The organism is Winogradskya humida (assembly GCF_016862215.1).
GTDB lineage: Bacteria > Actinomycetota > Actinomycetes > Mycobacteriales > Micromonosporaceae > Actinoplanes > Actinoplanes humidus.
Window position 1 is genome coordinate 84,631 of sequence record NZ_BOMN01000131.1, and the last position, 25,506, is coordinate 110,136.

2 protein-coding genes are annotated in these 25,506 nt (G+C 73.1%); both read left to right on the forward strand.

Features of this window, described 5'->3' with window-relative positions; all coding sequences use genetic code 11:
- Positions 1-41: 41 nt before the first annotated feature.
- Positions 42-9,518 (forward strand): type I polyketide synthase, encoded by a 9,477-nt coding sequence (locus tag Ahu01nite_RS45215; protein ID WP_203842935.1) that lies wholly within the window; start codon positions 42-44, stop codon positions 9,516-9,518.
- Between the two features lie 25 nt (positions 9,519-9,543).
- Positions 9,544-25,506, forward strand: a 15,963-nt coding sequence (locus Ahu01nite_RS45220) for a type I polyketide synthase (RefSeq protein ID WP_203842936.1), incomplete at its 3' end; no start/stop codon positions are given.

The following is a 25,506-nucleotide window of genomic DNA, read 5'->3' on the forward strand; positions in this document are numbered from 1 at the left end:
CGGCGCGAACCCGCGACTTCCTCGACGAGGTGACGTAAGACATGGAAGACAAGCTCCGCTACTTCCTCAAGCGGGTGACCGCCAATCTGCACGAGACCCGGCAGCGGCTCCACGAGATGGAAGCCGCCGGCGACGAGCCGATTGCGATCGTCGGCATGGGCTGCCGGTTCCCGGGCGGCGTACGCAGCCCCGAGAACCTGTGGGAGCTGCTGAACACGGAGACCGATGCCGTGGCCGGGCTGCCCCAGGACCGGGGCTGGGACGTCGGCGACCCCGGCGACCCCGATTCCGGCGGCGCCCGCGTGCACACCGGTGGTTTCGTCTACGACGCCACCGAGTTCGACGCGGGATTCTTTGGGATCAGCCCGCGCGAGGCGCTCACTATGGACCCCCAGCAGCGGCTGCTGCTGGAGGTCGCGTGGGAGGCCCTCGAACGGGCCGCGATCGATCCGGCGTCGCTGCGCGGGTCCAGCACCGGTGTCTTCGCCGGCGCGTCGGCATCCGGGTACGCGTGGACGACCGGGCGGCAGGGCGAGCACGACGGTCACACGATGACCGGTAACGCGACGAGCATCCTGTCCGGGCGGGTGTCGTACACGCTCGGCCTGGAAGGCCCGGCGGTCACCGTCGACACGGCGTGCTCGTCGGCGCTCGTGGCCCTGCACCTCGCCGGTCAGGCCCTGCGCGGCGGTGAGTGCTCGCTGGCCCTGGTCGGCGGCGCGTTCGTGGCGGCGACCCCGGTGCTGTTCACCGACTTCAACCAGTCGCTCGGCCTGTCGCCCGACGGGCGCTGCAAGAGCTTCTCGTCGTCGGCGGACGGCATGGGCGTGGCCGAGGGTGTCGGCGTCCTCGTTGTGGAGCGCCTGTCGGATGCCCGGCGCAACGGCCACCAGGTGCTCGCGGTCATGCGTGGCTCCGCGGTGAACCAGGACGGCGCGTCCAACGGGCTGACCGCCCCGAACGGGCCGTCGCAGCAGCGGGTCATCCGGGCGGCGCTCGCCAGTGCCAAACTCTCACCGTCCGACGTGGACGTCGTCGAGGCGCACGGTACGGGCACCCCGCTCGGCGACCCGATCGAGGCCCAGGCGCTGCTGGCGACGTACGGTCAGGAACGGGCCGGCCGGCCACCGCTGTGGCTGGGATCGGTGAAGTCGAACATCGGCCACGCCCAGCAGGCCGCGGGTGTCGCCGGTGTGATCAAGATGGTCCTGGCGCTGCAGAACGAGCGGCTGCCGCGCAGCCTGCACGCGGACCAGCCGACTTCCGAGGTGGACTGGTCGGCGGGCGAGGTCCGGCTGTTGCAGGAATCCGTGGCTTGGCCGTCGGACGGCCGGGTGCGCCGGGCCGGTGTGTCGGGCTTCGGGATGAGCGGCACCAACGTGCACATCATCCTGGAGGAGGCCACCGCCGAGGCGGAGACGACGGCGGGGGAGACCTCGCCCGAGGACGCCGAGATGGCGGCGAGCCTGGCCGAGGACGCCACGCCCGAGACCGTCGAGGATGAGCAGGCCGCCGTGCCCGCCGTGCTGCGGGCCGGCGAGGTGGACGCGTGGACGCTGTCGGCGCGTACGGCGGGAAGTCTCGCCGGGCAGGCGGCGCGGCTCCGGGAGTGGTTCGGTGCGCGCCCGGATGTCGCCGGCGTCGGCTGGTCCCTGGCGGCGTCGCGTTCGGTGTTCGAGCACCGCGCGGTGGTCGTCGGTGGTGACCGCGCCGAGTTGCTGGGCGGCCTGGGCAACCTGGCCGTCTCGGGCGTGGCACGCACGGGTTCACGGACGGTGTTCGTGTTCGCGGGACAGGGTTCGCAGTGGCTCGGCATGGGCCGCGGACTGCTCGGGTCGTCGCCGGTTTTCGCCGCGAAGTGGGCCGAGTGCGAGCAGGCGCTGGCGCCGTTGCTGGACTGGTCGGTGACGGATGTCCTGACGGGAGCCGAGGGGGCTCCCGCCCTGGAGCGCGCGGACGTGGTGCAGCCGGTGCTGTGGGCCGTGATGGTGTCGCTCGCCGCGGTCTGGGAGGCCGCGGGGGTGACTCCGGACGCGGTGATGGGTCATTCGCAGGGCGAGATCGCCGCGGCCACGGTCGCCGGTCTGCTCAGCATCGAGGACGGTGCCCGGGTTGTCGTGGCGCGGTCCCGTGCGCTGTCGGGTCTGTCCGTGCAGGGTTCGATGGTGTCGGTGGTGATGCCCGCCCCGGCGGTGTCGGAGTTGCTGGAACCGTGGGACGGCAAGCTTTCGCTGGCCGCGGTGAACAGCCCCGCGGCGTCGGTGGTCTCCGGCGATCCGCAGGCCCTCGCCGAGTTCGAGCGGGAGCTGGCGGCCCGGCACGCGATGCGCTGGCGCATCCCGCAGACCGACTTCGTCGCGCACTCGCCGGCCGTCGAGCCGCTCGAGGCGCCCCTGGCCGAGGAGCTGGCGGGGATCGTCCCGCTGCCGGGCCGGGTGCCGATGGTGTCGACGGTGACCGGTGAATGGTTGTCGGGCGCGCCGCTCGACGCCGCGTACTGGTACAGCAACCTGCGGCGGATGGTCCGCTTCGAACAGGCGATCCGGGTGCTGCTGGGCGAGGGCTTCACGTCGTTCGTGGAGATCTCCGCGCACCCGATCCTGACGGCGGCGGTGCTGGAGACGGCGGAGGACGCCGGGATCAGCGACGTGGTTGCGGTCGGGACGCTGGAGCGTGAGCGGGTTGACGCTGTCAGTCTGGTGACGTCGTTCGCGCGGGCCTGGGTCACGGGTATCGGTGTGGACTGGAAGTCCGTGCTGCCCGCCGCGCCGCAGGTGAACCTGCCCACCTACGCGTTCGAGAAGCACCGATTCTGGCTGGAGCCGTCGGCCGAACCCGTCGCGGACGGCGGGGACGGACCCGGAACGGCCGCGGAGGCTCGGTTCTGGAACGCCGTCGAGGGCGGGGACGTGGCGCACATCGCCGACGTCCTGGACATCAAGGACCAGCACTACCTCGGCGAGGTCCTCCCGGCGCTGGCCACCTGGCGGCGCCGCGAGAAGGACCGGTCCGTGACCGCCGGGTGGCGTTACCGCGTGACCTGGAAACCGGTCAGCGAGAGCGGCTCCGCCCTGCTCGGCGGCACCTGGCTCGTCGTCCGCCCGGCCGGGTACACCGGTGGTGTGCCGGCGGCGCTGACCGCGCGCGGCGCCGAGGTGGTGGAGATCGAGGTACCCGCCGGGTCCGCGAACCGGGCCGGGCTGACCGGTCTGCTCACCGGGGCGCTGAACGACACGGCCCCGGCCGTGGGCGTGGTGTCCCTGCTGGGAACCGACACCACACCGCTGCCGGACCACGCGGTGGTGACGCAGGGCCTGGCAGCGACGCTGGCACTGGCCCAGTCGCTGGGCGACTCCGGCATCGACGCGCCGCTGTGGGTGCTGACCAGCGGGGCGACCGCCCCCGGACCCGGCGAGGCACTGCCGGATCCGGCGCAGACCCAGCTGTGGGGACTCGGCCGGGTGATCGGCCTGGAGTTCCCGGAGCGCTGGGGTGGCCTGATCGACGTTCCCGCCGAGCTGGACGACAAGTCCGCGGCCCGGCTGGTGGGTGTGCTGGCCGCCGGTGCCGAGGACCAGGTCGCGATCCGGTCCGCCGCGGTCTTCGGCCGGCGACTGGTCCACGCGCCGCCGCCGCGCAACGCGGTGGTGGAGTGGGTTCCCCGCGCGAGCACGCTGCTCACCGGTGGCACCGGTGCGATCGCCGGACATGTGGCGCGGTGGCTGGCCGGCCGGGGTGCGCCCCGGCTCGTGCTGACCAGCCGGTCCGGCCCCGCAGCCGCGGGTGCGGCGGCGCTGGCGGCCCAGCTGGCGACCGCGGGTGCCCGGGTAGACGTCGTCGCCGGTGACACCGGTAGCCGCGAGGAGCTCGCCGGACTGGTGTCGTGGATCGCCGCGACCGGCCCGGCCCTGTCGGCGGTCATGCACACGGCCGGTGTCGGCCCGACCGCCGCGGTGGGGGACACCACGCCGGAGTTCATGGACGCCGTCCTGTCGGCCAAGGCGGCCGGTGCGGCGCACCTGCACGAGCTGACGCGCGACCTCGACCTGGACGCGTTCGTGCTGTTCTCGTCGATCTCGGCCACGTGGGGCAGCGGTCTGCAGTCCGCGTACGCCGCGGCCAACACCTACCTCGACGCGCTCGCCGAGCACCGGCGCGCGCGGGGACTGCCGGCGACGTCGGTGGCCTGGGGGCCGTGGGGCGGCGGCGGGATGACCGACGAGGAGGGTGCCGCCCAGGGCGTACGCCGTGGCCTGCTGACCATGCGCGCCGAGCATGCGGTGCAGGCCCTGGCCCAGATCCTGGACGCCGGGGAGGGCTACGCGACGATCGCGGACGTCGACTGGGAGCGGTTCGCGCCCCCGTTCACGCTGCGCCGGCCGAGTCCCCTGATCGGCGACCTGCCCGAGGTGCGCCGGGCCCTGGACACCAGCACGCCCGTGCCCGGCGTCGAAGCCGGCGACGGATCGGCACTCAAGCGGAAACTGGCCGGACTGTCCCGCGGTGACCAGCAGCGTCTGCTGGTGGGCCTCGTGCAGACGCAGGCCGCCGCGGTGCTCAAGTACCCGAGCGCGGACGCCGTCGAGGCCACCCGCGCGTTCAGCGACCTGGGCTTCGACTCGCTCACCGCGGTGGAGCTCCGCAACCGCCTCAGCGCCGCCACCGAGCTGCAGCTTCCCGCCACGCTCCTGTTCGACGCACCCACCCCGACCGCTGCCGCGGAATTCCTGCTGGCAGAGCTCGGGGGAGCCGCCGGGACGGCGTCGAACAGCCCGGTCGCCGCGTCGGTCCTGGACGAACCGATCGCGATCATCGGCATGAGCTGCCGGTATCCCGGTGGCGCGCACAGCCCGGAAGAGTTGTGGGACCTGGTGACCGCGGGGACCGACGCCATCTCGGTGCTGCCGGAGGACCGCGGCTGGACCATCGAGGACCGGCCCGGCTCGGAATACAGCGGCCAGGCCATCCGGTCGGGCGGCTTCGTCTACGACGCCCCCGGCTTCGACGCGAGCTTCTTCGGCATCAGCCCCCGCGAGGCCCTCACGATGGACCCCCAGCAGCGGTTGCTGCTGGAGGTCGCGTGGGAGGCCCTCGAACGGTCCGGCATCGACCCGGCATCGCTGCACGGCTCCGCCACCGGTGTGTTCGCGGGAGCGTCCGCATCCGGGTACGGCTGGAGCGCCGGCCTGCAGGGCGAGCTCGACGGCCACCTCGTCACCGGCGTGTCGACGAGCGTGGTCTCGGGCCGCGTCGCGTACACGTTCGGCCTGGAGGGCCCGGCGGTCACCGTCGACACCGCGTGCTCGTCGTCGCTGGTGGCGCTGCACCTGGCCTGCCAGTCCCTGCGCTCCGGGGAGAGCAACCTGGCGCTCGCCGGCGGTGTGATGGTGGCGGCCAACCCGCTGCTGTTCGACCAGTTCAGCCGGCAGATGGGGCTGTCACCGGACGGCCGGTGCAAGCCGTTCTCGGCGGGTGCGGACGGCATGGGCCTGGGCGAGGGCGCGGGCATGCTCGTCGTCGAGCGGCTTTCGGACGCCCGGCGCAACGGGCACCGGGTGCTGGCCGTGGTCCGGGGTTCCGCGATCAACCAGGACGGCGCGTCCAACGGCCTGACCGCCCCGAACGGGCCGGCCCAGCAGCGGGTCATCCGCGCGGCGCTGGCCAGTGCGAAGCTGTCGTCCGCCGACGTGGACGTCGTCGAGGCGCACGGGACCGGCACGGTGCTCGGTGACCCGATCGAGGCACAGGCGCTGCTCGCCACGTACGGTCAGGACCGGGCCGGCCGGCCGCCGCTGTGGCTGGGTTCGGTGAAGTCGAACATCGGTCACACGCAGGCCGCCGCGGGCGCCGCGGGCATCATCAAGATGGTCCTGGCGCTGCAGAACCAGCAGCTGCCTCGGTCGCTGCACTCGGCCGAGCCGTCGCCACACGTGAACTGGGCGTCCGGTGAGGTCCGGCTGCTGCAGGAGGCGACGCCCTGGAAGGCGAACGGCCGGGTACGCCGCGCCGGTGTCTCCTCGTTCGGGATGAGCGGCACCAACGCGCACATCATCCTGGAGGAGGCCCCGCTCGACGAGACCCCGCAGGCCGACGCCCCGACCGGTGGCGGCGTGGTACAGGGTGCCTGCGCCTGGGTCGTGTCGGCGCGTTCAGCGCGGGCGCTGACCGGGCAGGCCGGTCGCCTGCACGCCTGGTTCACGGCCCGGCCGGAGGTGGAGCCCGCCGAGGTGGGCTGGGCACTGGCCTCCTCCCGGGCGGCGTTCGAGCACCGCGCGGTCGTCATCGGCGCCGACCGGGCCGAGTTGATCGCCGGTCTCGGTGACTTCACCGTCTCGGGCACGGCCCGTACGGGCACCCGCCCGGTGTTCGTGTTCGCGGGTCAGGGATCGCAGTGGACCGGCATGGGCCGCGGACTGCTCGGCACGTCGCCGGTGTTCACGAACCGGCTGGCCGAGTGCGAGCAGGCGCTGGCGCCGTTGCTCGACTGGTCCGTGACCGACGTGCTGACCGGCGCCGAAGGGGCACCCGCCCTGGAACGCGCGGACGTGGTGCAACCGGTCCTGTGGGCCGTGATGGTGTCGCTCGCCGCGGTCTGGGAGGCCGCGGGAGTCATCCCTGAAGCGGTGATGGGTCACTCCCAGGGCGAGATCGCCGCGGCCACGGTCGCCGGTCTGCTCAGTATCGAGGACGGTGCCCGGGTGGTTGTGGCGCGGTCGCGGGCTCTGTCGAGTCTGTCCGTGCAGGGTTCGATGGTGTCGGTCGTGATGCCCGCGCCGACGGTGTCCGAGTTGCTGGAACCGTGGGACGGCAAGCTTTCGCTGGCCGCGGTGAACAGCCCGGCGGCATCGGTGGTGTCGGGTGAGCCCGGCGCGCTGGCGGAGTTCGAGCGGGAGCTGGCAGCGCGGCACGTGATGCGCTGGCGGATCCCCGAGACCGACTTCGTCGCGCACTCGCCGGCTGTCGAGCCGCTCGAAGCGGTCCTGGCCGCCGAGCTGGCGGACATCAAGCCATTGCCGGGCCGGGTGCCGATGGTGTCCACAGTGACCGGTGACTGGCTCGACGGCACGACGGCGGACGCCGGCTACTGGTACAGCAACCTGCGCCGGATGGTCCGGTTCGAGCAGGCCGTCAAGGTCGCGCTGACCGGCGGCTTCAACGCCTTTGTCGAGGTCTCACCCCACCCGATCCTCACGGCCGCGGTCACCGAGACCGCGCAGGAGTCGGGTACGCCCGGCGTAGTCGTGGTCGGCACCCTCGAACGCGACCACGACGACGCGGCCCACGTCCTGAAGGCCCTGGCCCGCGCCTGGGCCGGTGGCATCGCCGTGAACTGGGCGGCGGTGCTGCCCGCCGCGGCGCCGGTCGACCTGCCGACGTACGCGTTCGAGCACCACCCGTACTGGCTGCAGCCCGACCCCGTCGAGGCACCGGCCGCGAACGGTGCGGGCACCGACACGGACTTCTGGGCCGCCGTCGAGAGCGCCGACCTCGACCGGCTCACCGAGACACTCGCGATCGACGCCACCCGCCCGTTCCAGGACCTGCTGCCGGAGCTGGCGTCATGGCGGCGCGGCAAGCAGGACCGGTCGCTGACCGCCGGCTGGCGGTACCGGGCCACCTGGAAGCCGATCCTCGAATCCGGCCCAGCCGCGCTGAGTGGTGTCTGGCTCGTCGTGACACCGGACGGGCAGTCCCGCCCGGACGTGGTGGCGGCACTGGGCGACCGGGGTGCGGAGGTCCTGGTGACCGGCCCGGATCTGCCGGATCTGCCACCGATCGCCGGTGTGGTGTCGCTGCTTGCCCTGGACGAGACACCACTGGCGGACCGCCCGTCGGTGCCCGCCGGACTCGCCGCGACGGTGACGCTGCTGGGTGCCCTGCAGGCCCTGGGCGTCGAAGCACCGGTGTGGGCGCTGACCTGTGGTGCGGTCGCCGCCGGACCCGGTGAGGTGCTCGCGAGCCCGGTGCAGGCCCAGGTGTGGGGTCTCGGCCGGGTGGTCGGGCTCGAGGAGCCGGACCGCTGGGGCGGCCTCGTCGACATCCCGGCCACGCTCGACGACAGGGCCGCGGGCCGGCTCGTGAGCGTGCTGGCGGGTGGCGGTGAGGACCAGGTCGCGATCCGGTCGGCTGCGGTGCTGGGGCGGCGGCTGACGCATGCTCCCGCGCCCCGCGCCGGGGACGCGGAGTTCGTACCGGCGGGTGCCGCGCTGATCACCGGTGGCACCGGCGCTCTCGCCGGGCACCTGGCCACGTGGCTGGCCGGCCGGGGTGCGCCCCGGATCGTGCTCACCAGCCGGTCCGGCCCCGCCGCCGGCGTGGTGGCCGAGCGGGCCGCGCACCTGGCGACCGCGGGCAGCCGGGTCGACGTGGTGGCCGGTGACGCCGGTGACCGCGCGGACCTGGCCGGGATCGTGTCGTGGATCGCGGCGAGCGGCCCGGCGTTGTCGTCGGTGCTGCACACCGCGGGTGTCGGACCGACCGCCGCTGTCGCGGAGAACAGCCCGGAATTCCTGCAGGACGTGCTGGCGGCCAAGGCATCCGGCGCCGCGCACCTGCACGAGCTCACCCGGGAGTTGAGCCTGGACGCGTTCGTCCTGTTCTCGTCGATCGCGGCGACCTGGGGCAGTGGCCTGCAGTCGGCGTACGCGGCGGCGAACACCTATCTGGACGCCCTCGCCGAGCAGCGCCGCGGATTGGGGCTGCCGGCGACGTCCGTGGCCTGGGGGCCGTGGGGCGGCGGCGGCATGACCGGTAAGGACGGCGCCGAGCAGGGTGCCCGGCGTGGCCTGATGGTCATGACGCCCGAGCACGCGGTGCAGGCGCTGGCGCAGATCCTGGACGCCGGTGACGGCCCGACGACGATCGCGGACGTGGACTGGGAGCTGTTCGCGCCTCCGTTCACGCTGCGCCGGCCGAGCCCGCTGATCGGGGACCTGCCCGAGGTCCAGCGGACCCTGGGTGCCGCTGACAGCGCCGCTGAGGCGGGCCCGGACTCGGGTGCGGGTGCGGCCCTCAAGCAGCAACTGGCGGGCCTGTCCCGCGAGGAGCAGCAGCGCACGCTGATCATCCTCGTGCAGACCCAGGCGGCCGCGGTGCTGAAGTACCCGAGCCCCGATGCCGTCGAGGAGACCCGGGCCTTCAGCGACCTGGGCTTCGATTCCCTGACCGCAGTTGAACTCAGGAATCGGCTCAGCACCGCTACTGACCTGCAGCTGCCCGCGACCCTGCTGTTCGACTGCCCTAATCCCGTACAGGTGGCCGACTATCTTTGGAACGAACAATTCACCGACGAGTCGAGCCCGGCTTCTCTTCTTTCCGAAGTGGACCGGCTCGGTTCGATGCTGGCCGATGCCAAAACGGATGACGAGACCTACCGAATGATTTCGGAACGGCTTCAGGGAATCGTCACCCAGTGGAGCACCGGCGACATAACAGGACGTCAGGTCGTCGCGGAGAAGATCGGTGCTGCGTCCGACGACGAAATCTTCGAGTTCATTCACAAGGAACTCGGCCGGTAATCAGGGCTTGAGCGAGTGAGGTTCCGTGGCCGACGAAGAAACCCTCCGTGACTATCTGAAATGGGCGACCACCAACCTGCACGAGACGCGTGAGCGTCTCCGGGAGGTCGAAGAACGTAGTCACGAGCCGATTGCCATCGTCGGTATCGGTTGCCGCTATCCCGGTGGCGCCCAGGACCCGGAAGGGTTCTGGGGGCTGCTGGCCGCAGGCGGTGACGCGGTCGCGGGCTTCCCGACCGACCGTGGCTGGGACATCGAGGAGCTGTACGAGCAGGATCCGGACGGCACCTCGCACGTCCGCGAGGCCGGGTTCATGCAGGACGCCAGCGGGTTCGACGCCGGCTTCTTCGGGATCAGCCCGCGTGAGGCCGTGGCCATGGACCCGCAGCAGCGGTTACTGCTGGAGGTGTCCTGGGAGGCCCTGGAACGCGCGGGCATCGACCCGTCGTCGCTGCGCGGCTCGCTGACCGGTGTGTTCGCCGGGGCCTCGCTGTCCGGCTACGGCTTCGGACCGGGCGTGGACGAGGACATGGACGGTCATCTGATGACCGGCACCTCGACCAGCATCATCTCCGGGCGGGTGTCGTACACGCTGGGCCTCGAGGGCCCGGCCGTCACAGTGGACACGGCCTGTTCGTCGTCGTTGGTGGCGCTGCACATGGCCGCGCAGGCGCTGCGGTCGGGGGAGTGCACGCTCGCGCTCGCCGGCGGTGTCACCACGATTGCCAGCCCGATCATGTTCACCCAGTTCTCGCGGCAGCTCGGGCTCGCCCGCAACGGCCGGTGCAAGGCGTTCTCGGCCGACGCTGACGGCATGGGCATCTCCGAGGGCGTCGGCATGATCGTCCTCGAGCGGCTGTCCGACGCACGGCGCAACGGCCATCGGGTCCTCGCCGTGGTGCGCGGCTCGGCGATCAACCAGGACGGCGCGTCCAACGGTCTCACCGCCCCGAACGGCCCCTCGCAGCAGCGGGTCATCCGGGCCGCGCTGGCCAACGCCCGCCTCACGACCGCTGACGTCGACGCCGTCGAGGCGCACGGGACCGGCACGACGCTCGGCGACCCCATCGAGGCACAGGCGCTGCTGGCCACGTACGGTCAGGACCGGGCCGGGCAGTCGCCGCTGTGGCTGGGTTCGGTGAAGTCGAACATCGGCCACACCCAGGCCGCCGCCGGGATCGCCGGCGTCATCAAGATGGTGCTGGCACTGCAGAACGAGCAGCTGCCGCGTACGTTGCACGCCGATGCGCCGTCCCCGCACGTGAACTGGTCGGCGGGCGAGGTCCGGCTGCTGAACGAGCCGGTCGCGTGGCCGGTCTCCGAGCGTCCGCGCCGGGCCGGTGTGTCGTCGTTCGGGATCAGTGGCACCAACGCGCACATCATCGTGGAAGAGGCGCCCGCTCCCGAGGCGGCCGAGGCCGAGGAGACCGCGGCCCCCGTGGTGTCGGGCGCCGGCGCGTGGGTCGTGTCGGCCCGGTCGGCGCCGGGGCTGGCCGCTCAGGCCGCGCGGCTGCGGGACTGGATCACCGCGCACCCCGGACTGACCCCGGCGGACGTGGCCCGGTCCCTGACCGCCACCCGGACGGCGTACGAACACCGCGCCGTCGTGCTCGGCGGTGACCGGGACGAGCTGATGAGCGGGCTGGGTTCGCTGGCCGCCGCCCAGTCGTCCGGTTCCGTGGTGTCCGGCGTGGCCCGGTCCGCCGCCCGGGTCGGCCTGATCTTCGCCGGGCAGGGCTCGCAGTGGGCCGGTATGGGCCGGGGACTGTACGAGAGCAGCCCGGTGTTCGCCGCCGAGTTCGACCGCGTCTGCGACCTGCTCGACGTCCCCGTCCGTGACCTCGTGCTGGGCGCGGACGGTGTCGACGAGTCACTCGCCACCCAGACCCTCTACGCCCAGACCGGCCTGTTCGCCTTCGAGGTCTCCCTCGCCGCGGTCCTCAGGGCCGCCGGGGTGAACGTGCATGCCGTCATGGGCCACTCGGTGGGCGAGATCGCCGCCGCGTACGTCGCCGGCGCGCTGAGCCTGCCGGACGCCTGCAAGCTGGTGTCGGCCCGGGCCCGCCTGATGCAGGCATTGCCGGCCGGTGGCGCGATGGCGGCCATCAACGCGCCCGAGGCCGACGTGATCCCCACGCTGGCGGGTGCGTCCATCGCCGCGGTCAACGGCCCGGACTCCGTGGTGGTCTCCGGTGACAGCGCCGCCGTCGAGTCGGTGCTCAAGCACTGGAAGGAGCAGGGCCGGCGGGTACGCGCACTGCGCGTGAGCCACCCGTTCCACTCCCCGGCCATGGACCCGGTCCTGGACGAGCTGGGCGAGGTCGCGACCGGGCTCGACCACCAGCGGCCGAAGTTGTTGTGGGCCGGTGCGCTGACCGGAGAACTGATCAGCGAGTGCGACGGCGGATACTGGCCGGCGCAGACCCGTCAGGCGGTCCGCTTCGCCGACGCCCTCACGACCCTGGGCGGTCAGGGCATCTCGGTGTTCCTGGAGGTCGGCCCCGACGGTTCCCTGTCCTCGCTGGGCCCGGAGACCGTCGCCGACGCCGTTTTCGTGCCGCTGCAGCGCCGTAACGAGTCCGTGGCCGGTCTGCTCGGCGGCCTGGCCCGTGCCTTCGTGCACGGCGTCGCCGTGGACTGGGCCACGCTGCTGCCCGCCGGCGACAACGTCGAGCTCCCCACCTACGCGTTCCAGCACGAGCGGTACTGGCTGAAGACCGCCACCACGACCGCGCCGGCCCGGGGCGGCGACGGTGCGAGTTCACCGGCCGAAACCCAGTTCTGGGCGGCCGTCGAAGGCGGCGACCTGGCGCAACTGACCGACACGCTCGCCGTGGGCCGGGAGCGCTCGTTCGCCGACGTGCTGCCGGCGCTGGCCAAATGGCGGCGCCACGAACAGGACCGGTCGCTCACCACGAGCTGGCGCTACCGCACCACCTGGGCGCCGGTCATCGAATCCGGCACGGGCGTCCTGTCCGGCACATGGCTCGTCATCACCGAGCCGGACTCAGGGCCGGAGTCCGGGCCGGTTTTCGGGCCGCGGTTCGGGCCGGACATCGTGGCCGCGCTGACCGCCCGCGGTGCCGAGGTGATCGTGATCGAGGCCGGCGCGGACGTGACCGACCGGGCCGCACTGGCCGCACTGCTCCCGCAGCCGGGTCCGGTCGCGGGCGTGCTGTCCCTGCTCGCCCTCAACGAGACCCCGCTGCCCGAGCACCCGGTGGTGTCCCGGGGAACGGCGGCGACGCTGGCCCTGATCCAGGCGCTCGCCGACCACAACATCGACGCACCCCTCTGGCTTGCCACCCGTGGCGCGGTTGCCGGCAGCCCGAGTGAACTGCTGAGCAACCCCGTGCAGGCGCAGATCTGGGGCCTGGGCCGCGTTGTCGCGCTGGAGAGCCCGGACCGCTGGGGCGGCCTGATCGACCTGCCCGTCGTGTTCGACGACCGGGCCGGCGCCCGGCTCGTGACCGTCCTCGCGGGCTGCGGTGAGGACCAGGTCGCGATCCGCTCCGGGGCGATCCTCGGCCGCCGGCTGACCCGGGCCGCCCAGCCCCGTGACACGAACAGCGGGTGGCGGCCCCGCGGCGCGGCCCTGATCACCGGTGGCACGGGTGCGATCGCCGGGCATGTCGCGCAGTGGCTCGCCGCGCGCGGCACGCAGCGGCTGATCCTGACGAGCAGGTCCGGTCCGGGCGCGGGTGGTGTGGCCGGATCGGCCGCGGCGCTGGCGACCGCCGGTGCGCGGGTGGACGTCGTGGCCGCCGACGTGAGCGACCGGGCCGACCTGACCGGGCTGCTCGCCTGGGCCGGGCCGGACGTGTCCGCGGTGCTGCACACCGCCGGTGTGCTGGACGACGGCGTGGTGCAGCGGCTGACCCCCGCCCGGCTGGCGACGGCCCTGGCCGCGAAGGCCGCCGGTGCGACCCTGCTCGACGAGCTGACCGCGGACCTGGACCTCGAGGCGTTCGTGCTGTTCTCGTCGTCCTCATCGATCTTCGGCGCCGCGGGGCAGGGCAACTACGCCGCCGCGAACGCCTATCTCGACGCCCTGGCGGAGAACCGCCGCGCCCGTGGCCTGGCCGGACTGGCCGTGGCCTGGGGCGCGTGGGCCGGTGCGGGGCTGGCCGGCTCGAACGACGTCGTCCGGCACCGCACCCAGCAGGGACCCATGCCCGCCATGGACCCGCAGCTCGCGGTGCGGGCGCTCGGCGACGCGCTGCACGGCCCCGACGCCGTACTCGCCGTCATGGACGTTGACTGGCCCCAGCTGGCGGCGGCGCCCGGCGCCCGCGACCTGCGTGACCTGCCGCTGGTGCGTGACCTGCCCGAGATCCGGGCACTGATCGCCACCGGGGCCGGAACCGAGGGCATCGTCCGCGGCCAGGGCGAGCTTGCGCAGCGGCTGACCGGACTGAGCCGCGCCGAGCAGGAAGACCTGCTGGCGGAGGTCGTGCAGGCCGAGGCCGCCGCGGTGCTGGGCTACGCGTCGCCCGGAGCCGTCGACGCCGAGCGGGCCTTCACCGATCTCGGCTTCGACTCGCTGACCGCCGTCGAACTGCGCAACGGCCTCAACGCCGCCACCGGTCTGCGGCTGCCGGCCACCCTGATCTTCGACTACCCGAACCCGCTCGCGCTGGCGGCCCAGCTGCGCACCGAACTGGCCGGCGACCTCGCCGCCGGTCCCGCGCTGCCGGCGCCGGTGATCGCGACGACGGCCGACGACCCGATGGTGATCGTCGGGATGAGCTGCCGGTTCCCGGGCGGCACCAGCACCCCCGAACAGTTCTGGGACCTGCTGGCCACGGGCGGCGACGGCATCGGCGACGTGCCCCGCGACCGCGGCTGGGACCTGGACAACCTGTTCGATCCCGACCCGGACAGCGACGGCACGTCGTACGTCGCCAAGGGCGGTTTCCTCCACGAGGTCGCCGACTTCGACGCCGGGTTCTTCGGCATCAGCCCCCGCGAGGCTCTCGCCATGGACCCGCAGCAGCGGTTGCTGCTGGAGGTGGCGTGGGAGGCCCTCGAACGCGCCGGCATCGCCCCGGAAACCCTGCGTGGCAGCCCCACCGGGGTGTTCGCCGGCGGTTACGGCTCCGGGTACGCGATGGTCGCCGCACTGACCGGCAACCAGTCCTCGGGCGCCGAGGGCCACCTGATGACCGGCAACGCCACCAGCGCGCTGTCCGGCCGGGTGTCGTACGCCCTCGGTCTCGAAGGCCCCGCCGCCACGATCGACACGGCATGCTCGTCGTCGATGGTGGCGTTGCACATGGCGGGGCAGGCACTGCGCTCCGGGGAATGCTCGCTCGCCCTCGTCGGTGGCGTCACGATCATGGCCACGCCGTGGGAGCTGGTCGGCTTCTCGCAGCAGCGCGGCCTGGCGATGGACGGCCGGTGCAAGGCGTTCTCGGCCGACGCGGACGGTATGGGCATGGCCGAGGGCGCGGGCATGCTCGTCGTCGAGCGGCTCTCCGACGCCCGCCGTAACGGTCACCCCGTTCTCGCGGTGGTCCGCGCGTCGGCGATCAACCAGGACGGTGCGTCCAACGGGATGACCGCGCCGAACGGGCCGTCGCAGCAGCGGGTCATCCGGGCCGCGCTCGCCACCGCGCAGCTGACACCCTCCGATGTGGACGTCGTGGAGGCGCACGGCACCGGCACGACGCTCGGCGACCCCATCGAGGCACAGGCGCTGCTCGCCGCGTACGGTCAGGATCGTCCCGAGGGCCGGCCGCTGTGGATCGGCTCGGTCAAGTCGAACATCGGCCACACCCAGGCCGCCGCGGGTGTCGCCGGCATCATGAAGATGGTGCTGGCACTGCAGAACGAGCAGCTGCCGCGTACGTTGCACGCCGACCAGCCGTCACCGCACGTGGACTGGACGGCCGGGGATGTCCGGCTGCTCACCGAGCCCGTGCCGTGGCCGGGTGACGGGCGCGTCCGCCGGGCAGGTGTCTCCGCGTTCGGCATCAGCGGCACCAACGCCCACGTCATCCTCGAACAGGCACCCGCGAGCGACCCGGTCGAGGTCACCGGCACCCCCCGGGTCGTCGACACCGGCGGCATCCAGGCGTGGCCGTTGTCCGCCCGGTCCGCCGATGGACTGGCGGGACAGGCCGACCGGCTGCACGCGTGGCTGGCGGCCCGCCCCGAACTGGACGCCGCGGACGTGAGCTGGTCGCTGACGGTGACCCGATCGGTGTTCGAGCACCGGGCGGTCGTCATCGGCAGCACGGGGCTCCTGCCCGAGCTGGGCGGTCTCGCCGCCGGGCAGCTGTCCGCGGCGGTGGTCTCGGGCCGGGCCCGGGCCCGCGTACGCCCCGTGTTCGTGTTCCCTGGCCAGGGCTCCCAATGGATCGGCATGGGCCGCGACCTGGCCGCTTCCTCCGAGGTGTTTGCGGCGCGGCTCGCTGAGTGCGAGCAGGCGCTGGCGCCGTACGGAACCTGGTCGCTGTTCGATGAGACCGCCGACTGGGACGCGGCGGATGTGGTCCAGCCGCTGCTGTGGGCGGTCATGGTCTCCCTCGCCGCCGTCTGGGAGGCCGCCGGGGTCCACCCCAGCGCGGTCGTCGGTCACTCGCAGGGTGAGATCGCCGCCGCCGTGGTCGCGGGGATGCTGAGCCTGGAGGACGGCGCCCGGGTGGTCGCGCTCCGCTCGCAGTCGTTGCGGGCGCTGGCCGGTGCGGGCGGGATGATGTCGGTGTCCGAGCCCGCCGCCGTCGTGGAGAAGCGGCTGGAACGCTTCGCCGGGCGGCTGTCGCTCGCGGCGGTCAACGGACCCGCCACCGTGGTCGTCTCCGGCGAACCGGCGGCGCTGCGGGACCTGAAGGAGGCGGTGGAGGCCGACGGGGTCCGGGCCCGCATGGTGGCCGTGGACTACGCGTCGCACTGCGCCCAGGTCGAAAGCCTGGAACAGGAGATCATCGCCGCGCTGGCCGGGCTGAACCCGCGCGCTGGCCGGGTGCCGATGGTGTCGGCGATGACCGGTGAGATGCTGACCGGCACCGAACTGGATGCCGGCTACTGGTACGCCAGCCTGCGCGCCCCCGTCCACTTCGACCGCGCCGTACGCGTGCTGGCCGGACTGGGCCACCAGCTGTTCATCGAGACCACGCCGCACCCGGTCATGCTGGGTGCGATCAGCGACATCCTGGAAGAGGTCGCCGGGACAGCCGGGCCGGGTGCCGTGCCCGGAGCGGTGTGCGGGACGCTGCGCCGCGACGACGGTGGCGTGCACCGGCTGCTGACGTCGCTGGCGGAGGCGTTCGTGCACGGCGCGGCCGTCGACTGGACCAGGATCCTGCCGGCCGCCGTTCAGGTGGAGCTGCCGACCTACGCGTTCCAGCACGAGCGGTACTGGCCGGCGGGGCTCGTCGCACTTCCGGCGCCCGGCGGGGGCGGGGATCCGGTGTCGCTGGGCCAGTCCGCCATCGACCACCCGCTCCTCGGTGCGGCCGTGGAACTGCAGAGCGGCGAACTGGTGTGCACGGGACGGTTGTCGCTGCGGACCCAGCCGTGGCTCGGTGACCACGTCGTCGGCGGGATGGCACTGCTGCCCGGCACCGGGTTCGTCGAACTCGCCGTGCGCGCCGGTGACCAGGCCGGCTGCGGGCTGCTGGAGGAACTCACGCTGCAGGCGCCGCTCGTGGTGCCCGCGGACGGTAGCGGGGTCCAGATCCAGGTCGTGCTGAGCGCCGCTGACGAGCAGGGACGCCGGGACGTGCAGGTGTTCTCGCGTACGGGCTCGGAGCCGGCGTGGACCGGGCACGCGAGCGGTGTGCTCGCCCCGGCGGTGGAGGACGCTGTCCCGGACGCGGAGCTGGCGGTGTGGCCGCCGGAGAACGCTGTGCCGCTCGATGTCGCTGACCTGTACGGCGTACGACTGGGCGAGGTCTACGGTCCTTCGTTCCACGGTCTCCGGGCGGCGTGGCAGCGCGGGGACGACGTTTTCGCCGAGGTGGAACTGCCCGAGGTGGTGGCCGGTGAGGCCGGCTCGTACGGCATCCACCCGGTGCTGCTGGACGCCGTGCTGCACGCCGCGGGGCTCGTTGAGGAGGCTGAAGCCGGTCTGCGGATGCCGTTCGCGTGGACGGGTGTGCAGCTGTCCGCCGGTGGCGCCTCGGTGCTGCGGGCCCGGCTGCGCCGCGAGGGCCAGGACGGCCTGACGCTGACGGCGGCGGACACGACAGGTGCCCCCGTGGTGTCGGTGACGTCGCTCGTCTACCGCCCCGTGGCGATCGAGCAGTTGACGAGCGCCGAACCCGAGACGCTGTTCGCCCTCGACTGGACCCCCGTCGACGTTTCCGGCAGCCGGGGAGCCGGCGACTGGGTGCTGTTCGGGGAGGATCGCTTCGGGCTGGGTGTCCGGGCGTACGCCGAGGACGCTGATCTTCCGGCTGCCGCGCTGGCGTGTGTCGCCGGTCCGGACGCCGCAGGACAGGCCCTGGACCTGGTGCAGCGCTGGCTGGCCGATGAGCGGGTGGAGCCAGTGCCGCTGGTGGTCCTGACCCGTGGTGGTGTGGCCGCTGTCCCCGGCGAGGGCGTCAGCGACCTCGGAGCCGCCGCGGTGTGGGGTCTGCTGCGCTCGGCGCAGTCGGAGAACCCGGGCCGGATCGTGCTGGTGGATCTGCCCGCGACCGGTGGGCTCGACGTGGACGTACTGGCCACGGGTGAGCCGGAGCTGGCGCTGCGGGACTCGGTGGCCTATGCCCGCCGGCTGACCCGGCCGGCTCGGGTCGAGGCCGCCGCACCCGAAGGTACGGCCGGCGCGCTGCTGATCACCGGTGGCACGGGAACGCTGGGCGGGATCGTGGCCAAGCATTTCGTGACGACGGGTCGCGCCGACGATGTGGTGCTGCTGAGCCGTTCCGGCCCGGAGGCCGGCGGTGCTGGTGTGCTGGCCGCCGAGATCGCGGAGCTGGGTGCGCAGGCTCGGATCATCGCGTGTGACGTCGCTGACCGGGATGCCGTCGCAGCGATCGTCGATGGCACGCCGTCGTTGCGGTCGGTGTTCCACGCCGCCGGGATCATCGACGACGGTGTGATCGCCACGCTGAGCCCGGAGCGGCTGGCGGCGGTGATGCGGCCGAAGGCTGACGCTGCCTGGCATCTGCATGAACTCACCCAGGACCTGAGCCTGGACCACTTCGTGATGTTCTCGTCCGCCGCCGCCGCGTTCGGCGCCCCGGGCCAGGGCAACTACGCCGCAGCCAACGGCTATCTGGACGGGCTGGCGTCGTACCGGCAGGCAGCGGGGCTGGCAGGCCTGTCGCTGCAGTGGGGCCCGTGGGTCCACGAAGCCGGCATCGGACGCGATCTGGGCGAGGTGTCCCTGAACCGGATCGCCCGCTCGGGCATCGCCGCGATGGGCGCCGAGGAAGGCCTCGCCGTCCTGGACCGCGCGCTGGCCCGGCCCGAGGCCATCCTGGTCCCGGCCCGGCTCGACCTCGACGGACTGCGCGCCCAGGCCGCGGACCTGGGCGAGGTCCCGCCGCTCTGGCGGGTCCTGGCCGTCCAGCTCACCGAGGGCAGCGGACTGCGCGGCGCCCCGGCCCGGCGGACCGCGGCGGGTGCCACCGCGACGCCCGGCGACGCCGGGCAGGCACTGCGGCAGAAGCTCGCCGCGATGCCCGGACCCGAACGCGACCGGTTCCTGCTCGACCTGGTCCGCCGGCTCGTCGCCGCGGTGCTGGGCCACTCGTCCAGCGACGCCGTCGAGGCGGGCCGCGCGTTCACCGATCTCGGCTTCGACTCGCTGACCGCGGTCGAGCTGCGGAACCGGCTGCGCAGCGAGACCGGTCTGCGGCTGCCGGCCACCCTGGTGTTCGACTACCCGACACCGGCCGTGCTGGCGACGCTGCTGCGTACCGAACTTGTCGGGGACCTGGTCACCGCCGCCGTGAACACGCCACAGCCGCCGCTCGCGGTTGCGGGCACCGACGAGCCGATTGCGATCGTCGGGATGGCCTGCCGCTTCCCCGGAGGCGTCAGCAACCCCGAGGAACTCTGGCGTCTGCTCAGCACCGGCACCGACGCCATCGGCGAGGCACCCCGCAACCGCGGCTGGGACCTCGACAGCATGTTCGACCCGGACCCCGATCACGACGGCACCTCGTACGTCGCGGAGGGTGGTTTCCTCTCCGGGGTCGCCGACTTCGACGCGGGCTTCTTCGGGATCAGCCCGCGTGAGGCACTGGCCATGGACCCCCAGCAGCGGCTGCTGCTCGAGGTTTCCTGGGAGGCCCTCGAACAGGCCGGGATCGACCCGGGTGTGCTGCAGGGCAGCCCGACCGGTGTCTTCGCCGGCGGGTACGGCTCCGGATACGGCACGGTCATGGCGCTGGTCGGCGAGGGCACGGCGGGTCTCGAAGGCCACATGATGACCGGCAGCGCCACGAGTGTGCTGTCGGGCCGGGTGTCGTACGCCCTGGGCCTGGAGGGCCCGGCCGTCACGATCGACACGGCGTGTTCGTCGTCGCTGGTGGCACTGCACCTGGCCGCTCAGGCGCTGCGGTCGGGGGAGTGCTCGCTGGCTCTCGCCGGTGGCGTGACCATCATGGCCACCCCGTGGGAGATGGTGGGCTTCTCGCAGCAGCGCGGCCTGGCCATGAACGGGCGGTCCAAGGCGTTCTCGGCCGACGCGGACGGCATGGGCATGGCCGAGGGCGCGGGCATGCTCGTCGTCGAGCGGCTGTCCGACGCCCGCCGCAACGGCCATCACGTGCTCGCCATAGTCCGCGGCTCGGCCGTGAACCAGGACGGTGCCTCGAACGGTCTGACCGCCCCGAACGGCCCGTCGCAGCAGCGCGTGATCCGGTCGGCGCTCGCCAATGCGCGGCTGTCGCCCGCCGATGTTGATGTGGTGGAGGCGCACGGGACCGGCACGACGCTCGGTGACCCGATCGAGGCACAGGCGCTGCTGGCTACGTACGGTCAGGATCGTCCGGAGGACCGGCCGCTCTGGCTCGGGTCCGTGAAATCGAACTTCGGCCACACGCAGGCCGCCGCCGGTGTCGCCGGCGTCATGAAGATGGTGCTGGCACTGCAGAACGAGCAGCTGCCGCGTACGTTGCACGCCGAGCAGCCGTCACCGCACGTGGACTGGTCGGCGGGTGATGTCCGGCTGCTCAGCGAGCCCGTGCCGTGGCCGGTGACCGGGCAGGTCCGGCGCGCCGGTGTGTCCTCGTTCGGGATCAGCGGCACCAACGCGCACATCATCCTCGAGGAGCCGCCGGCCGATGGGACCACGCCTGCAGCCCGGCCGGCTCCGATCGTCTCGGGGACCGCCGCCTGGGTGGTGTCGGCCCGCTCGGCGCGGGGACTGGCCGCGCAGGCCGGCCGCCTGCGGGAGTGGGCGTCGGCCCGTCCCGGCCTGAACCCGGCGGATGTGGCCTGGTCCCTGGCGACCACCCGCTCGGCGTTCGAGCACCGCGCCGTGGTCCTGGGCGACGACCTCATCGCGGGGCTGGGCAGTCTGGCGGCCGGGGTGTCGTCGGGTGCCGTGGTCACGGGTGTGGTGCAGCCGGACGCCCGCGTCGGTCTCGTCTTCGCCGGTCAGGGCTCGCAGTGGACCGGCATGGGCCGGGCGCTGTACGAGAGCAGCCCCGTGTTCGCCGCGGAATTCGACCGGGTCTGCGAGCTGCTCGACGTCCCCGTCCGTGATCTCGTGCTGGGCGCCGACGAGACCCCGATGGATCAGACCCCGATGGATCAGACGCTGTACGCCCAGACCGGCCTGTTCGCCTTCGAGGTGGCCCTCGCCGCGGTCGTTAAGGCGGCCGGGGTGCCCGTGGACGCGGTCGTGGGGCACTCGGTGGGCGAGGTGGCTGCCGCGTACGTCGCGGGTGTCCTGAGCCTGCCCGACGCCTGCCGGCTGGTGACCACCCGCGCCCGGCTGATGCAGGAGCTGCCGGCCGGTGGCGCGATGGCGGCGATCAACGCGCCCGAGGCCGACGTGATCCCCACGCTGGCCGGTGCGTCGATCGCGGCGGTCAACGGCCCCGAATCGGTCGTGGTCTCCGGTGACCTCGCCGCCGTCGAGTCGGTGATGAGCCATTGGAAGAAGCAGGGCCGCAGGGTACGGGCTCTGCGCGTCAGCCACCCGTTCCACTCCCCGGCCATGGACCCGGTCCTGAGCGAGCTGGCCGGGGTCGCCGCCGGACTGACCTACGACCGGCCCCAGCTGCTGTGGGCGGGTGCGCTGACCGGTGAACTGGTCGGCGAGTGCGACGGCGGATACTGGCCGGCGCAGACGCGGGACGCGGTGCGTTTCGCGGATGCCCTGACGACGCTGGCCGCCGAGGGTGTGTCGGTGTTCCTGGAGATCGGCCCGGACGGTTCGCTGTCCTCGCTCGGCCCGGAAGCCGTCGCTGACGCGGTGTTCGTGCCGCTGCAGCGTCGCACCGAACCGGACGGCGGCCTCGTCGGCGGGCTGGCACGCGCGTTCGTGCACGGCGTACCCGTCGACTGGAGTGCGCTGCTGCCGGCCGGTGAGCGGATCGAGCTGCCGACGTACGCGTTCCGCCACGAGCGCTACTGGCCCGAGGGCCTCCTGACGCTGCCGACGCCGAACAACGCGGGGACGGCGCCGGACTCGGGCGCCGATGCCGAGTTCTGGGCCGCCGTCGAGAACGGCACCCTGGACCTGGGCGACGACCAGCAGCTCGGCGAGCTGCTGCCGGCGCTGGCATCGTGGCGGCGCCGCGCCGTGGATCGCTCCCTGACAGCGGACTGGCGCTACCGGGTCAACTGGCTCCCGGTGAGCGAACCGGACGCGGGTGCGCTGTCCGGGACCTGGCTCGTTGTCCGGTCAGCCGGTCAGGACTGCGGCGACGTCGTGGCCGCGCTCACCGCCCGGGGCGCCGAGGTGTCCCTGGTCGAGCTCGCGACCCTGCCGGAGCACGGCGAGGTTGCCGGTGTGCTGTCCCTGCTGGCGCTCGACGAAGCCCCGATGCCGGACTTCCCCGCGGTGTCGCAGGGCTTGGCCGCGACGCTGGCCCTGGTGCAGGCCGGTATCGAGGCACCACTGTGGATAGCGACGCGTGGCGCGGTGACCACCGGGTCCGGCGATGTGCTGAGCAGCCCGGTGCAGGCGCAGGCCTGGGGCCTGGGCCGTGTGGTGGCTCTGGAACACCCGGACCGCTGGGGTGGCCTGATCGATCTGCCGGCCGTGCTCGACGAGCGCGCCGGAGCACGACTCGTGGCTGTCCTCGCCGGTAGTGGTGAGGACGAGGTCGCGATCCGGCCCGCCGCCGTCCTGGGCCGCCGGCTCTCCCGCGCACCGCGACCCCGTAGCACGACCGACGGCTGGCAGCCCCGTGGTGACGTCCTGATCACCGGTGGCACGGGCGCGATCGCCGGGCACGTCTCCCACTGGCTGACCGGTCGTGGGGCGCAGCGGCTGATCCTGACCAGCCGTTCCGGCCCGGCCGCGGCGAACACCGCCCGGCTGGCCGCCGAGCTGGCCGGCACCGGCGCGCGGGTCGACATCGTCGCCGCCGACGCCGGTGACCGGGATGACCTTGCCGGGCTGCTCGCCTGGAGCGGCCCCGCGATCTCCACGATCATGCACACCGCCGGGGTTCTGGACGACGGTGTGGTGGAGCGGCTGTCGCCGGACCGGTTCGCGACCGTGCTGCGGGCCAAGGCCACCGGCGCGGCGCTGCTCGATGAGCTGACCGCCGGCCTGGACCTCGACGCGTTCGTGCTGTTCTCCTCGGCCGCGGCCACGCTCGGCACCGCCGGGCAGGGCAACTATGCCGCCGCCAACGCCTACCTCGACGCGCTCGCCGAGAACCGGCGGGGACGCGGCCTGCCCGCGCTGGCAGTGGCCTGGGGCGCCTGGAACGGCAGCGGCTTCGCCGATTCGAGCGATGCGGTACGGGCCAGGGTACGCCGCGGCGCGATGCCCGCCATGGACCCGGATCTCGCCGTCCGGGCACTCGGCGAAGCGCTCGACGGCACCGACGCCGTGCTGAGCGTGATGGACGTCGACTGGGCACTGCTGGCCGCCGCCCCGGGCGCCGCCGACCTGCGGGAACTGCCGCTGGTCCGCGATCTGCCCGAGATCCGCGCCCTTCCGGTGGCGGCGGTCACCACGATCGCCGGCAGCCGCGGCGAGCTGGCCCAGCGACTCGGCGGCCTGGACCGGGCCGCCCAGGAACGGCTGCTCACCGAGCTGGTCCGCGCCGAGGCGGCCACGGTGCTGGGTCACGCGTCGGCGGAGGCCGTGTCCGACCGCCAGGCGTTCAAGGACCTCGGCTTCGACTCCCTCACCGCGGTGGAGCTGCGCAACCGGCTCAACACGGTGAGCGGGCTGCGGCTGCCGGCCACGCTGATCTTCGACTACCCGACGCCCACGGCGCTGGCGCAGTTCCTGCGGGGCGAACTCGTCGGCAGGGACGCCATCGCGCCCGGGGTCGTCGCGACGACCGCCGCGGCGGACGAGCCGCTGGCCATCGTGGGGATGAGTTGCCGGTTCCCGGGTGGCGTCGCGACCCCCGAGCAGTTCTGGCACCTGCTGGCCGGAGGCGGCGACGCCATCGGCGAGTTCCCGACGGACCGTGGCTGGGACATCGAGAGCATCTACGACCCGGATCGCGAGAGTGACGGTACGTCGTACGTCGCGCAGGGCGGTTTCCTCTCCGGGGTGGCCGATTTCGATGCCGGGTTCTTCGGGATCAGCCCGCGTGAGGCGCTCGCGATGGACCCGCAGCAGCGGTTGCTGCTGGAGGTCTCGTGGGAGGCACTCGAACGGTCCGGGATCGACCCCTCCACCCTGCACGGGAGTCCGACGGGCGTGTTCGCCGGCGGGTTCAGCTCCGGTTACAGCGTCGCCGTGACGCTGGCCGGTCAGGGCGAATCCGGCGTCGAGGGTCACATGATGACGGGCAACGCGACGAGCGTGCTGTCCGGGCGGGTGTCGTACGCGCTGGGTCTGGAAGGCCCCGCGGTCACCGTGGACACGGCGTGTTCGTCGTCGCTGGTGGCGCTGCACCTGGCCGCTCAGGCGTTGCGGTCGGGGGAGTGCTCTCTCGCACTGGCCGGTGGTGTGACAGTGATGGCCACGCCCGGGACGTTTGTTGACTTCTCCCGGCAGCAGGGCTTGTCGGTGGACGGGCGCTGCCGCGCATTCTCCTCCGACGCGGACGGGACGGGCTGGTCCGAAGGGGCCGGCGTACTCGTCGTCGAGCGACTGTCCGACGCGCAGCGCAACGGGCACCGGGTCCTGGCAGTGGTCCGGGGCTCGGCCGTGAACCAGGACGGTGCCTCGAACGGGCTGACCGCCCCGAACGGCCCGTCGCAGCAGCGCGTGATCCGGTCGGCGCTCGCCAATGCGCGACTGTCGCCCGGTGACGTTGATGTGGTGGAAGCGCACGGGACTGGCACGACGCTGGGCGACCCGATCGAGGCGCAGGCGTTGCTGGCTACGTACGGTCAGGATCGTCCGGAGGACCGGCCGCTCTGGCTCGGGTCCGTCAAGTCCAACATCGGGCACACGCAGGCCGCCGCTGGTGTGGCCGGGTTGATGAAGATGGTGCTGGCGCTGCAGAACCAGCAACTGCCGCAGACTCTGCACGCCACCAAGCCGTCGTCCCACGTCGACTGGACGTCGGGTGAGGTGCGGCTGCTGAGCGAGCCCGTGGCATGGCCGGTGAACGGCCGGGTCCGGCGGGCCGGTGTCTCGTCGTTCGGCATGAGCGGCACCAACGCGCACATCATCCTCGAAGAACCGCCGGCCGACGAGACCGCGCCGGCCGCCGGTCCGGCACCGGTCGTCTCGGATGCCGCCGCCTTCGTGGTGTCGGCCAAGTCCGCCGCCGGCGCGGCCGCTCAGGTTGCCGGCCTGCGCGAATGGCTGACGGACCACCCGGAGCTGGACCCCGCAGAGGTGGCCTGGTCGCTGGTGACCACGCGGTCGGTGTTCGAGCACCGGGCCGTCGTGGTGGGCGACGATCAGATCAGCGGTGTCGCTCGTGCGGAT

Excerpts from the sequence above, each read along its gene's own strand:
- Ahu01nite_RS45215 (WP_203842935.1), top strand. The coding sequence starts at position 42 with ATGGAAGACAAGCTCCGCTACTTCCTCAAGCGGGTGACCGCCAATCTG.